This window comes from Thermomonospora cellulosilytica (assembly GCF_014138835.1).
GTDB classification, from domain to species: domain Bacteria; phylum Actinomycetota; class Actinomycetes; order Streptosporangiales; family Streptosporangiaceae; genus Thermomonospora; species Thermomonospora amylolytica.
Map to the genome: position 1 here is coordinate 347,011 of NZ_JACJII010000001.1, position 12,260 is coordinate 359,270.

The following is a 12,260-nucleotide window of genomic DNA, read 5'->3' on the forward strand; positions in this document are numbered from 1 at the left end:
GGCGTTCGCCATGACCGTCACACCGCCCAACGCCGTCCGGTACACCGGGCCGATCCTCGACTGGTACGCCGAGCACGCCCGCGACCTGCCCTGGCGCGCTCCCGACGCGACCCCGTGGGGGATCCTGGTCAGCGAGATCATGCTGCAGCAGACGCCCGTCGCCCGGGTGCTGCCGGTCTGGCGGGAGTGGATGCGGCGCTGGCCGGCGCCCGAGGCGCTGGCCGCCGAGCCGTCCGGGGAGGCGGTGCGGGCCTGGGGGCGGCTGGGATATCCGCGCCGGGCGCTGCGGCTGCACGCGTGCGCGGTGGCGATCACCGAGCGGCACGGCGGGCGGGTGCCCGACTCCTACGACGAGCTGAGGGCCCTGCCCGGGGTCGGGGCGTACACCGCGGCGGCCGTGGCCAGCTTCGCCTACCGGCAGCGCCACGCCGTTCTGGACACCAACGTGCGGCGCGTCCTGGCACGGCTGATCACCGGCGTGGAGTACCCGCCCAAGACCCAGACGGCCGCCGAGGTGACCCTCGCCGAGTCCCTCCTCCCCCCGGACGCCCCCACCGCCGCCCGCTGGGCCGTGGCGGTCATGGAACTGGGCGCCCTGGTCTGCACGGCGCGTACGCCCCGCTGCGTCGACTGCCCCGTCATCGGCTCCTGCGCCTGGCACCAGGCCGGTCGTCCGCCCTACGACGGACCGCCACGGCGCGGCCAGACGTACGCGGGCACCGACCGCCAGTGCCGGGGCCGCCTGCTGGCCGTGCTGCGCAACGCCGAAGGCCCTGTGGAGAAGGCGGCTCTGGACGTCGCGTGGTCCGACCCCGTCCAGCGCGAACGCGCCCTCGACGGCCTGGTCGCCGACGGCCTCGTCGACCCCCTGGAGGACGGCCGCTACGCCCTGCCCTCCTGAAACGGATGGCCACAGTCGGCCGGTGGTGCGGCCTCCGCGCCGGGGAAGGCTGAGGGGGTGCGACAAAGCATCGGCGAGCGGGAGGGGCGGCAATGCTGCAGGTGATCGGGGCGGGGTTTCCGCGGACGGGGACCAGTTCGATGAAGGCGGCGCTGGAGCTGCTGGGGTTCGGGCCCTGCCACCACATGTTCGAGGTGATCATGCGGCCGGGGCTCGCCGAGCGGTGGCTGGCGGTCGGCGAGGGCGGGACGCCGGACTGGGAGCACGTCTTCGAGGGCTACCGGTCGGCGGTGGACTGGCCCGCCGGGTTCTACTGGCGTGAACTGGCCGAGGCGTACCCGCAGGCCAAGGTGCTCCTCACCGTTCGCGACCCGCACCGCTGGTTCGCCAGCATGCACACCATCATGGACGCGGCGAGGCAGACGATCCCGCCGGACGTGCAGGGCCCCCTGAAGGTGATGGGGGACCTGCGTCCGATGCTGGACCGGATGTGGACGCGGACGTTCGGCGCCCCCGTGGATCAGCCGCCCGGCGAGGAGAAGGCCGTGGAGGTCTTCGAACGGCACACCCGTCTGGTCCGGGAGGCCGTCCCCGCCGAGCGGCTGCTGGTGTACGAGGTGGGCCGGGGCTGGGAGCCGCTGTGCGAGTTCCTGGGCGTGCCGGTGCCCGACGCCCCGTTCCCGCACCTCAACGACAGCGCGGCCATGCGGCGGATGTTCGAGGACGCCGTGGGCGGCGGGCCCATGGTCACGCCGTTCGGCACCGTCCGGGGCGGCTGATCCGGCGGGACGGTCAGTTCTCCTCTTTGAGGCCCAGGCGGACCAGCTCGTCGCGGGTCCAGGTGAGCTCGGCGACGATGCCGTTGATCAGCGCCTCCTTGGTCCGGGTGTGGCCCGGCAGGACCTCCCAGGTGTAGGTCTCGACCTCCACGTGGTCGGTGAGCGCGCGGTCGCCGCCGAACAGGGTCTCCAGCGCGCCGGTCAGCACCGGCCGGGTGGAGCGCAGCGGCTCGGCCGGTTCGGCGTGCAGCGGGACGTGGTAGTGGACGCGCCACTCGTGCTCGCCGGGCAGCTCCCCGTCGAGGGCGGCGTCCAGGTCGTCGACGCCGGCGGCCACGCCCCGCTCCCTGGTCTGGTGCAGGAAGCGGGGCTCGACGAACGCGTTCAGCGCCTTGCGGGTCTCCGGGTCGGCGGGCCGGTCGGCCTGCAGGGCGCAGGACGCCTGGAGCTTGACCACCGGCAGGCCGGCGGCGGCCAGCCGGTCCAGCGCGGCGGCCGGGTCCTCGAAGCCCACCGCCAGATGGCAGGCGTCCAGGCACACCCCCAGGAACCGCCGGTCGCCCAGCAGGTGCTGGGCGGCCTGGGCGGTGGACTCCACCAGGCAGCCGGGCTCGGGCTCGAAGGCCACCCGGATGCTGCGGCCGGTGGCCGAGGCCAGCGCGATCAGCTCGCGGTCCAGCCGGTCCTGCCGCCGCCGGGCCAGCTCCTCCTGGGCCGCCGACCAGGGCTCCCGCCACGCCACCGGCAGGGTGGAGATGCTGCCGTGCCGCACGTCCTCGGGCAGCAGCCGGGTGAGGATGCGGGCCAGGTCGAGGGTGTAGCGCATCCGTTCGGGCTGGGTCCAGTCCGGGTGGTACACGTCGTGCTTGACCACCTCGCTGTGGAAGCCCTGGTACGGGAAGCCGTTGATGGTGACGACCTCCAGCCCGGCCTTGTCGACGGCGCGGCGCAGCCGCAGCAGCTCGCCGGGGTCGGCGGTGAGCATGTCGGCCACGGGCCGGGCCAGCCACAGCCCGACCCCCAGCCGGTTCACCCCCAGCCGGTCGCGGATGGGACGGGCGTACCGGGTGAACTGGGCGATCACCCCGTCGAGGTCTTCGGCCGGGTGAACGTTGGTGCAGTACGCGACGTGCACGAGGGTTCCGTCGCGATGCCGAAAGCGCATGTCATCCGCCTCGTTTGATGGTGTTGCCGGCGTAGAACGCCGCAGGCTCCGTCTCGGCGAGGTCGAGCCGGCCGCTCTGGCCGTAGAAGGCCACCGGGTTGTCCCACAGGACGGTGTCCACGTCGACCTCGGTGAAACCCGCCGCCAGCATCGCCTCCCCGACCCGGCGGGTCTTGAGCGGGTCGCTGCGGCCCCAGTCGGCGGCCGAGTTCACCAGCATGCGTTCCGTGCCGTACTCCTTGAGGATCCTCACCATCCGATCTTCGTCCATCTTGGTGTCCGGATAGACCGAGAATCCCATCCAGCATCCCGATTCCTTCACCATCGCCACGGTCGGCTCGTTGAGATGGTCGATCAGCACCCGCTCGGGCGGCAGCCCGGACTCGCGGACCACGTCCAGGCTGCGGCGGGTGCCGGCGGCCTTGTCGCGGTGCGGGGTGTGCACGAGCACGGGCAGGCCGACGTCGCGGGCCATCTCGAGCTGGACGGCGAACACCTCGTCCTCGTCGGGGGTCATCGAGTCGTAGCCGACCTCGCCGACCGCCACCACCCCGTCCTTGGCCAGGTAGCGGGGCACCAGGTCGAGCACGGGACGGCAGCGGGGATCGCCCGCCTCCTTGGGGTTGAGCGCGATCGTGCAGTGGTGCCGGATGCCGAACTGGGAGGCCCGGTACGGCTCCCAGCCCAGCAGCGAGTCGAAGTAGTCGGCGAACGTGTCCGGCGAGGTGCGCGGCTGGCCGAGCCAGAACGCCGGCTCGACCACGGCCCGCACCCCGGCGGTGTACATGGCTTCGTAGTCGTCGGTGGTGCGGGAGGTCATGTGGATGTGCGGGTCGAAGATGCGCATGTCAGACATGTCAGACCTGTCCTTCCGGGAGTCGCCTGCCTTCCGTCACGTCCGGGTGCCGCCGGATCAGCGGCCACACGTCCGCCGGGACGTCACGCCCGGCGACGGTGCGTTCGTGGGCGTAGTCGGCCAGCATCCGCGCCAGCTCGCGGTCGGCCCGCCGCTTCAGCCCGGCCACCGCCGACAGCGGAACGCCGACGAACACGCACTTGAGCACCGCCTGCCGGTACTCGCCGTCGGGGAGGTGCCGCGCCCCGTACGGGCCGACGGCCGCCTCGATCAGCCGGGTGTCGTTGGTCCGTATCGCGTCCCGCACGATCTGCAGCCCGTGCTCGCCCAGCGCGCCGTCGGCGTCCAGCCTTCCGAGCGCCGTGAGCACCGCGATCCGTTCGGACGCGTCGCCGTACCGGTAGATCCGCCACAGCAGGTCGCCCAGCGCCGCGCCCCGGCCGGGCAGGGCGGCCAGGAGCCGTTCCCGGACGAGAAGGTCGACCGTCACCCCCGGCATCCCCGGCACCGGCGCGCGCCCGCAGGCCCGCGCCGCCACCGGGAACAGCTCCAGGACGGCCTCCTCCCGTTCCCGGACGCGCCGTACCGCGTCCGCCAGCCAGCTCCGGCCGTGTTCGTCCAGCACTCCGTCCAGCAGCCGCTCACGGTCGAGCGACTGGTCCACCTGCGTCATCGGTTCGCCTCCCGAGTGATCCCCGCTTCGTCGGCCGCGGCCCGCAGGAAGCGGAGCGAACGCTCCGCGACCGCGGGTGCGGCATGGCTGTGCCGGGGCAGTTCCACGCCGACCAGCCCGCGGTATCCGCAGGCGTCCAGCGCGGCCAGCACCGGCGGAAAGTCGATCTCCCCTTCGCCGAACTCCAGGTGCTCGTGCACCCCCCGCCGCATGTCCTCGATCTGCACGTTCACCAGGCGGGGAGCGGCCCGGCGGACGCAGTCGGGAACGGGCTCGGGCTCCAGGCAGCGGCAGTGCCCGATGTCCAGCGTGATCCCGAGCGCGGACGGCGCGCCCAGCCGGGCGTGCAGGTCCTCGAAGCCCGCGATGGTGTCGACGAACATCCCCGGCTCGGGTTCGAAGCCGAGCCGGACGTCACGGCGTTCGGCCTCGGCGACGACCCGGGCGACGCCCTCGGTGAGCCGCCGCCACGCCGTCTCCTCCGGCAGGCCCGGGTCCGCCGCGCCGCTCCAGAACGACATCGCCTCCGCGCCCAGGTCGGCGGCCACCCGGACGGCCCGCAGCAGCAGGTCGATCCGGCGGTCGGCCTCGGGGGGCGCGTCCAGCAGCGTCGGCCGGTGCTTGCGGCGCGGGTCCAGGACATAGCGCCCGCCGGTCTCCACGACCACGCCGAGCCCCAGCTCGCCCAGCCGGGCGGCGACCTTGTCCACCCTGCGCGCCAGGTCCGCGTCGAACGGGTCGAGATGCCCGCCGTCCAGGGTCAGCGCCACCCCGTCGTACCCGAGGTCGGCCAGCACGGCGAGCGCCTCGTCCAGCCGGTGGTTCGCGAACCCGTTGGTCCCGTAGGCGAACCTCATGTCGGTGACACCTTCCGTGAGAGCAGCCGCGCCACCGGGTGGATCGCGGCGAGGGCGGCGGCGGTGGCGGTGCGGCCCTGCGCGGCGGTGAACGCGGCCTGCAACGGCAGCAGGCCACAGATCCCCGCGCCCACGGCCGCGCGGACGGCCACCGGGTCACGGCGCCGCGCGGCCCGCGTCTGCGCCCACCCCACCGACCCGGCGTAGGCGGCGGCCAGGCACAGCCTCGCGGCCCTTCGCCCCAGCGGCTCGCTCCGTACGGGCCGGGCCGCGAGAACGGCCGCCACGGCCGTCGCCGCCAGCGCCGCGTAGGCGGGCACGCCGTCCGTCCCGCGGACCTCGCCCCGGCTGAGCACCGTGACGCCGCAGGTGTGCACGCCGATCGCCAGCGCGGGCAGGAGCGCCCTCGCGCCGCCGCCGAGCAGCACGTCCTGCACCCTGGCCGCCGCCATCACCACGGGACCCACCGCCGTCCCCTTGAACCTCAGGTCGTACGCCCAGACCGTCACCGCCAGCGGCAGCGCCAGGGCCAGCCTCCGGCGTCCCCCGGTCACGGCCGCGGCGGCCAGGCCCGCCCCGGTGAGCCCGGCGGCGAGCGCCAGCGCGGCGTTCGGGGCCACCCGGCCGGAGGGGATCGGGCGCCGGGGACGTTCGCCCGCGTCCACCGCCCGGTCGGCGTAGTCGTTGAGCGCCATCCCCGCCCAGTACAGGCACACCGACGACACCGCCGCCGCCGGCCCGCCGGCGCCCCCGGCGAGCACGTCCCCGGGCACGGTCAGCGCCGCCGGGGCCCGCACCAGTTCCGTCAGGTCGACGACGTTCATGCGCGTTCCCCGCCCGCCTCCGGCGCGCTCATGCGCGGGCCCCCAGCCGGGCCGCCCACTCGCACAGCAGCTCGTACTGGAGGGCGAGCCGGTGCTCCCGCACGCCGATCGGGTCCTTGAAGAAGAAGCCCAGCGCCGTCAGCGGACCCGACTCGCCCGTCTCGTGGGCGCGGGCCGCCAGCCGGGCCAGGTCCAGCACCAGCGGGGCGGCCAGCGCCGAGTCGCAGCCCTGCCAGGTGAACTGCAGGGTCATCTGCACCCCGCCGAACCCCTCGAACAGCACGTGGTCCCAGGCGGTCTTCCACTCCCCCATCGGCCGCACGTAGTCGATGTGGGTCTCGCCCTCGACCCGATGGCCGAGGATCTCGGTGAGCGACCGGTCCTTGGAGATCTTCTTGCTGCGGCTCGCCTGCGGGTCGGCCAGCGTCGCCCCGTCCCCGCCGCCCAGCAGGTTGGTGCCCGACCAGGCCCGCACGGCCAGCGCCCGGGCCGCGAACATCGGCGCCAGCGCCGTCTTGACCAGCGTCTCCCCGGTCTTGGCGTCGCTGCCCGCGTACGGCACGCCCATCCGGCGGGCCAGTTCGTCCAGCGCGGGCAGCCGCACGCCGGTGGACGGGGTGAAGTCGATGTACGGGCAGCCCGCCCGCAGCGCCGCGTACGCGTAGACCGAACTCGGCGGCAGCGCGTCACCGGACGCGGCTAGGGCGCTTTCCAGCGCGCCGAGGTCGGCGTGCTCCGGCCGCCGCGGGAACGGCGGCTCGGTGGACGCCACGTTGACCACGACGACCCGTTCCAGGTCCCGCCGCTCCCGGAACGAGACCAGATCGGCGATCAGCCGGTCGGCCTGCTCGCGCAGCGTTCCCGGCTCCCCGGCGACCAGGCCGACGCGGATCTCCGCGTCCGCGTCCTCCAGCTCACCGGCCACCGCCGCCGGCGACCACGGCGGCACCACCCCGGCGCGGGCCAGTTCCTCGGCCCGCTTGGCCATCGGCGCCGCCCCGGCGATGTCGTGGCCGCCGAACACCAGCGCGTCCAGGCCCGGCAGCTCCGCCCCGGCGAAGTCCGCCGTCTCGGTGACGCACCCCACCGGCGGGAGCAGCCCGGACCTGATCGCCGCCGCCCCGGTGACCACCGTCGTCGCCACGGAGCCGCGGCCCCCCACCAACCAGACACCGACCCTCATCGGACCCCCTCACAACCCATGCCCGACACCTCCTCGAAGCCCGGACCGGCGGCCCCGGCACTCCCGGGACCGCCGGTGTTCAGGGCCTGATGCGGAGCAGCTGACCGGCGCCGTTGCCGACGCCGTTGTTGGACACGTACAGCTCGCCACGGCGGCCGACGGCCAGGCCGGTCGGCATGGTGAGCCGTACGTCGGCGGCGATCGGCGTGCGGGCCCGGGTCCGCAGGTCGATCCGGTGGAGCGCACCGGGCGCGGACGTGCCGCCGGGCTCGAACCGGCTGGTCAGACTCAGCACGATCAGGTCGCCGCGGCGGTCCACCGCGATGTCGACCAACGCGGTCAGCCCGGAGGCGAACACCTGCGGCCGGTGGCCCGGCACGATCCGCCAGATCCGGGCGGCGCGGGGCAGCAGGCCGCCGAGGTCGGCGACGTAGTAGGCGCCGTCCCGGCCGCGGACGACGCCGGTGGGCACCGAGTCGGCCAGTCGCGCCGGCTGCCCGGCGCCGCCGGGGACGACGTTGGGCGGGAAGATCGCCTCGGTGAACGTACGGCCGTGCCCGTCCGCCCTGACCAGGTCGTTGCCTCCCGAGTCGGTCACCAGCCAGCCGCCCCTGGGGGCGCTCGTGAACCGCCACGGGTTGGAGTGCACGGTGGGCTCGTCGGGGTGGGCGCGCGGGGTCACCCAGTCGGGATCGAGGCGTTCCTCGTGGGCGAGCAGGTCGGCGATGACGCCGCGGTCGTGCCCGCCGCGGCCGACCCGGTAGAGCGTGCCGACGCGGCGCGCGGCCGGACCCAGTGCGGCGCGTTGCAGGAGGCCCGGGCCGCCGCCGTTCAGGATCAGGTAGCCGTCGCCGGACGCGGTGACATCCACCGGACCGGACGCCTCCTGGCCCGCGGCGTCGCTGATGGACGGCAGTCCGCGCAGCACCCGGCCCTTCTGGTGGCCCCTGACCCGGTAGATCGAGCCGGTGTTCCCGAAGCAGACCCGCTTCTGCCGCTGGAGGTAGCAGGGGCCGCGGCCGCCGGTGCCGGATTCGGCCACCAGCACGGTGCCGTCGTCGAGCACGGTGATGCCGCGGGGACTGTTCAGCCCCTGGGCGACCACCTCGGACCGCTGGACGGTGTGGGCGTGTCCCGGCTGACCGGGCAGCAACGCCGCCGTCAGGCCGCCGGCGGCCAGACAGGCCATCGCCGACGACTTGCGTGATCTCGACATGTCCCTCCCCTTGTGTTCGTGGCGGGGCATCACCCGCACCACCAGGGAAGGTGCCCATTGACGACCAATCGGCCGTCCCGCCCGGCGTGGCGCACCGGCCGTTCGGCCAGGACACGCCCAAGACCGGGCCATCACGTAGCGTGACGCATGTTCACTAATCGTGCGTGAACGCAAAGGGCCCGCACCGTGCGGTGCGGGCCCCGTGCTCGGCCGTTCAGCGGCCGGTCAATCCTTGTTGAAGTTGATGGCGCCTTCGACGGGAGGTGGGGTGTCGGGGACGCCGGCGGGCTTGGGCACGCCCTTGAAGGTGAACTTAGCGTCCTCGCCCTCGCCCTGGGTGTCGACGATGACGATCTGTCCGGCCTTCAGGTCGCCGTACAGGATCTTCTCCGACAGGGCGTCCTCGATCTCCCGCTGGATCGTGCGGCGGAGCGGCCGGGCGCCGAGCACCGGGTCGTAGCCGCGGGTGGCCAGCAGGTCCTTGGCGGCGGGCTTGAGTTCGATGCCCATGTCCCGGTCCCGCAGCCGTTCGTCGACGCGGGCGATCATCAGGTCGACGATCTGGATGATCTCCTTGGGGGTGAGCTGGTGGAACACCACGATGTCATCGACCCGGTTGAGGAACTCGGGCCGGAAGTGCTGCTTGAGCTCCTCTTGGACCTTGGCCTTCATCCGCTCGTAGTCCCCGGCGTGGTCGTCGGCGCGGGTGAAGCCGAGGGACTGGCCCTTGGAGATGTCGCGGGTGCCCAGGTTGGTGGTCATGATGATCACGGTGTTCTTGAAGTCCACCACCCGGCCTTGGGCGTCGGTCAGCCGCCCGTCCTCGAGGATCTGCAGCAGGCTGTTGAAGATGTCGGGGTGGGCCTTTTCGATCTCGTCGAACAGCACCACCGAGAACGGCTTGCGCCGCACCTTCTCGGTCAGCTGCCCGCCCTCCTCGTACCCGACGTAGCCGGGCGGGGAGCCGAACAGCCGCGAGACGGTGTGCTTTTCCATGAACTCGCTCATGTCCAGCTGGATCAGCGCGTCCTCGTCCCCGAACAAGAACTCCGCCAGCGTCTTGGACAGCTCGGTCTTCCCGACACCGGAGGGGCCGGCGAAGATGAACGACCCACCCGGCCGCTTGGGGTCCTTGAGCCCGGCGCGGGTGCGGCGGATCGACTGCGACAGCGCGCGGATGGCGTCCTCCTGGCCGATCACCCGCTTGTGCAGCTCCTCTTCCATCCGCAGCAGCCGGGAGGTCTCCTCCTCGGTCAGCTTGAACACCGGAATCCCGGTGGCGGTGGCCAGGACCTCGGCGATCAGCTCCTCGGTGACCTCGGCGACCACGTCCATGTCGCCGGCCTTCCACTCCTTCTCCCGCTGCGCCTTGGCGGCCAGGAGCTGCTTTTCGGTGTCGCGCAGCGCGGCGGCCTTCTCAAAGTCCTGGGCGTCGATCGCCGATTCCTTCTCCCGGCGCACCCCGGCGATCTTCTCGTCGTACTCCCGCAGATCCGGCGGCGCCGTCATCCGCCGAATCCGCATCCGGCTGCCGGCCTCATCGATCAAATCGATCGCCTTGTCCGGCAGGAACCGATCCGAGATGTACCGATCCGCCAACTGCGCCGCCGCCACCAACGCCCCATCGGTGATCGACACCCGATGATGCGCCTCGTACCGATCCCGCAGACCCTTGAGGATCTCGATCGTGTGGCTCAGGGACGGCTCGGCGACCTGGATGGGCTGGAAGCGGCGCTCCAGCGCGGCGTCCTTCTCCAGGTGCTTGCGGTACTCGTCCAGGGTGGTCGCGCCGATGGTCTGCAGCTCGCCGCGCGCCAGCATGGGCTTGAGGATGCTGGCGGCGTCGATGGCGCCCTCGGCGGCGCCCGCGCCGACGAGCGTGTGCAGCTCGTCGATGAACAGGATGATGTCGCCGCGGGTGCGGATCTCCTTGAGCACCTTCTTCAGGCGCTCCTCGAAGTCACCGCGGTAGCGGGAGCCCGCGACCAGGGCACCGAGGTCGAGGGTGTAGAGCTGCTTGTCCTTGAGCGTCTCGGGGACCTCGCCCTTGACGATCTTCTGCGCCAGGCCCTCGACGACCGCGGTCTTGCCGACGCCGGGCTCGCCCACCAGCACCGGGTTGTTCTTGGTACGGCGGGACAGCACCTGCATGACCCGCTCGATCTCCTTGTCCCGGCCGATGACCGGGTCCAGCTTGCCCTCACGGGCGGCCTGGGTCAGGTTGCGGCCGAACTGGTCGAGCACCAGGGAGGTGGAGGGGGCGGACTCCGACGGGCCGGCCGCCGCGGGCTCCTTGCCCTGGTAGCCGTGCAGCAACTGGATCACCTGCTGCCGCACCCGGTTCAGATCCGCACCCAGCTTCACCAGCACCTGCGCCGCAACACCCTCACCCTCCCGGATCAACCCCAAAAGGATGTGCTCGGTCCCGATGTAGTTGTGACCCAGCTGCAACGCCTCACGCAGCGACAGCTCCAACACCTTCTTGGCCCGCGGCGTGAACGGGATATGCCCCGACGGCGCCTGCTGCCCCTGGCCGATGATCTCCTCGACCTGCTGCCGCACCGCCTCAAGACTGATCCCCAGGCTCTCCAGAGCCTTCGCCGCCACACCCTCACCCTCATGGATCAAACCCAAAAGGATGTGCTCGGTCCCGATGTAGTTGTGGTTGAGCATCCGGGCCTCTTCCTGGGCCAGGACGACGACCCGCCGCGCGCGGTCGGTGAACCTCTCGAACATCTCGTCGCTCCTCTTAGAGCGGTCGGGCGGATCCGGCGTGTCCGGACCCGTCCTCCCGCCGACTAGCCCGCCCCGAGGAGGCCACCCGGTGCACTCCCACCAGGAGACGTTCCCCAGCTAAGCGCTGTTCATCCTCATCCAACTACCACGCGGCCGCGGCATGTTCCCGCTACGCCCCAAGCGAACGGCTTTCACCCGGCTCGCGCGGCGTTCCGCGAGCCGGGTCACGGGCCGTCCGGCCCCTGTCCGACCTGGGCGTTCCCGGTCCCGACGGGCGGGTTCGCGGCGCTGGGCCGACCCTGGGGGCCGATGGCCGGGCCCCGGGCGGGCACGGGCGCTTCGCCGCAAGCGAACGGCCCGCCCCGGGATCATCCGGTGGGGCGGGCCGTCGCCGGCGACGAGTCAGTGAGTCGCTTCGTACTTCTCCACGACGCTCGCCGGGATGCGACCGCGCTCATTGACCTTGATGCCCTGGGCCTTCGCCCAGGCGCGGATCTCCGCACTGCGCTCGCGGCTGGACGCACCGCGCGAGCGGCGCCGCCGCGGGGTGCCCGCCTTACGGGCGTGCTGCACGAACGGCGCAAGAGAATCCCGCAGCTTCTTTGCGTTCTCACCACTGAGGTCGATCTCATACGAGGCGCCATCGAGCGCGAACGACACGGTCTCGTCCGCCTCGCCACCGTCGAGGTCGTCGACGAGAAGCACCTGAACCTTCTGTGCCATGGGGACAGACCTTTCCGCCGGAGCAAACTACATTCGGTTTCCAAAGATATACCGAAGCGCTTGCGGATGACAATTCAACGCCACGCCGGGAAGATTCCCGGCAGGGTGGTAACTCCCCGTAATCAGGGGAGGCGAATCCGCTATGCCCGGCTTAGTCCGCAGGACGGGGCGCGACCCGGCCCGGACGGCGGGAATTGTCCGGCCGCCGCATCCCGGCAAGCCGCCCCCGGATGGGCGTTTTGCGCACCCGCGATCGGCCGGCGGGCGGTCCCCGGCGGCAAGATCACGACCCTCCGCGGGCAATCCGGCGGCCGCCGGTAAAGCTTCGGCGCGAACACGGCGCGTAG

General features: G+C 72.6%; 11 protein-coding genes. 2 read left to right on the plus strand and 9 right to left on the minus strand.

Annotation, left to right across the window (positions count from 1 at the left end):
• Positions 1 to 10 precede the first annotated feature (10 nt).
• Positions 11 to 901: an HhH-GPD family protein gene (locus tag HNR21_RS01750; RefSeq protein WP_182703754.1), complete on the plus strand. Its 891-nt coding sequence runs from the start codon at positions 11 to 13 to the stop codon at positions 899 to 901.
• A gap of 92 nt (positions 902 to 993) precedes the next feature.
• Positions 994 to 1,680 carry a sulfotransferase family protein gene (locus tag HNR21_RS01755; RefSeq protein WP_182703755.1) on the plus strand — a complete coding sequence of 229 codons (687 nt, stop codon included), beginning with the start codon at positions 994 to 996 and terminating at the stop codon, positions 1,678 to 1,680.
• Positions 1,681 to 1,693: 13 nt separating this feature from the next.
• Here HNR21_RS01755 and eboE read toward each other — a convergent pair whose 3' ends face one another.
• From eboE to HNR21_RS01800, 9 genes are all read right to left on the minus strand, one after another.
• Positions 1,694 to 2,845: a metabolite traffic protein EboE gene (gene eboE, locus HNR21_RS01760; protein WP_182703756.1), complete on the minus strand. Its 1,152-nt coding sequence runs from the start codon at positions 2,843 to 2,845 to the stop codon at positions 1,694 to 1,696.
• Between the two features lies 1 nt (position 2,846).
• Positions 2,847 to 3,692 (minus strand): TatD family hydrolase, encoded by an 846-nt coding sequence (locus HNR21_RS01765; RefSeq protein ID WP_182708429.1) that lies wholly within the window; start codon positions 3,690 to 3,692, stop codon positions 2,847 to 2,849.
• 10 nt (positions 3,693 to 3,702) lie between these two features.
• Entirely contained in the window at positions 3,703 to 4,374 is a 672-nt protein-coding gene (locus HNR21_RS01770; protein WP_182703757.1) for an EboA domain-containing protein, read from the minus strand.
• Positions 4,371 to 5,231 (minus strand): sugar phosphate isomerase/epimerase family protein, encoded by an 861-nt coding sequence (locus tag HNR21_RS01775; RefSeq protein ID WP_182703758.1) that lies wholly within the window; start codon positions 5,229 to 5,231, stop codon positions 4,371 to 4,373. The genes HNR21_RS01770 and HNR21_RS01775 overlap by 4 nt, the downstream gene beginning before the upstream one ends.
• Positions 5,228 to 6,055, minus strand: a complete 828-nt coding sequence (locus tag HNR21_RS01780; protein ID WP_182703759.1) for an SCO3242 family prenyltransferase — start codon at positions 6,053 to 6,055, stop codon at positions 5,228 to 5,230. Before HNR21_RS01780 ends, HNR21_RS01775 begins: the two co-directional genes overlap by 4 nt.
• A 28-nt stretch (positions 6,056 to 6,083) precedes the next feature.
• The gene (locus HNR21_RS01785) at positions 6,084 to 7,238 is read right to left on the minus strand and encodes an inositol-3-phosphate synthase (protein WP_182703760.1); all 1,155 of its coding nucleotides are present in this window, start codon (positions 7,236 to 7,238) and stop codon (positions 6,084 to 6,086) included.
• A 79-nt stretch (positions 7,239 to 7,317) separates the two neighbouring features.
• Complete coding sequence (locus HNR21_RS01790; protein WP_182703761.1) at positions 7,318 to 8,454, minus strand: ScyD/ScyE family protein; 1,137 nt, start codon at positions 8,452 to 8,454, stop codon at positions 7,318 to 7,320.
• Positions 8,455 to 8,679: 225 nt separating this feature from the next.
• A complete protein-coding gene (locus tag HNR21_RS01795; RefSeq protein ID WP_182703762.1) occupies positions 8,680 to 11,190 on the minus strand; it encodes an ATP-dependent Clp protease ATP-binding subunit in 2,511 nt (836 codons plus the stop codon).
• A gap of 402 nt (positions 11,191 to 11,592) precedes the next feature.
• Positions 11,593 to 11,913 carry a histone-like nucleoid-structuring protein Lsr2 gene (locus HNR21_RS01800; RefSeq protein ID WP_119728222.1) on the minus strand — a complete coding sequence of 107 codons (321 nt, stop codon included), beginning with the start codon at positions 11,911 to 11,913 and terminating at the stop codon, positions 11,593 to 11,595.
• Between the last annotated feature and the right edge of the window lie 347 nt (positions 11,914 to 12,260).

What these genes read in the sequence shown, in the direction of transcription:
- HNR21_RS01775 (WP_182703758.1), bottom strand. Translation starts at nt 5,231, where the DNA reads ATGAGGTTCGCCTACGGGACCAACGGGTTCGCGAACCACCGGCTGGAC.
- HNR21_RS01795 (WP_182703762.1), bottom strand. Translation starts at nt 11,190, where the DNA reads ATGTTCGAGAGGTTCACCGACCGCGCGCGGCGGGTCGTCGTCCTGGCC.
- HNR21_RS01755 (WP_182703755.1), top strand. Translation starts at nt 994, where the DNA reads ATGCTGCAGGTGATCGGGGCGGGGTTTCCGCGGACGGGGACCAGTTCG.
- HNR21_RS01780 (WP_182703759.1), bottom strand. Translation starts at nt 6,055, where the DNA reads ATGAACGTCGTCGACCTGACGGAACTGGTGCGGGCCCCGGCGGCGCTG.
- eboE (WP_182703756.1), bottom strand. Translation starts at nt 2,845, where the DNA reads ATGCGCTTTCGGCATCGCGACGGAACCCTCGTGCACGTCGCGTACTGC.
- HNR21_RS01790 (WP_182703761.1), bottom strand. Translation starts at nt 8,454, where the DNA reads ATGTCGAGATCACGCAAGTCGTCGGCGATGGCCTGTCTGGCCGCCGGC.
- HNR21_RS01750 (WP_182703754.1), top strand. Translation starts at nt 11, where the DNA reads ATGACCGTCACACCGCCCAACGCCGTCCGGTACACCGGGCCGATCCTC.
- HNR21_RS01770 (WP_182703757.1), bottom strand. Translation starts at nt 4,374, where the DNA reads ATGACGCAGGTGGACCAGTCGCTCGACCGTGAGCGGCTGCTGGACGGA.
- HNR21_RS01765 (WP_182708429.1), bottom strand. Translation starts at nt 3,692, where the DNA reads ATGCGCATCTTCGACCCGCACATCCACATGACCTCCCGCACCACCGAC.
- HNR21_RS01800 (WP_119728222.1), bottom strand. Translation starts at nt 11,913, where the DNA reads ATGGCACAGAAGGTTCAGGTGCTTCTCGTCGACGACCTCGACGGTGGC.
- HNR21_RS01785 (WP_182703760.1), bottom strand. Translation starts at nt 7,238, where the DNA reads ATGAGGGTCGGTGTCTGGTTGGTGGGGGGCCGCGGCTCCGTGGCGACG.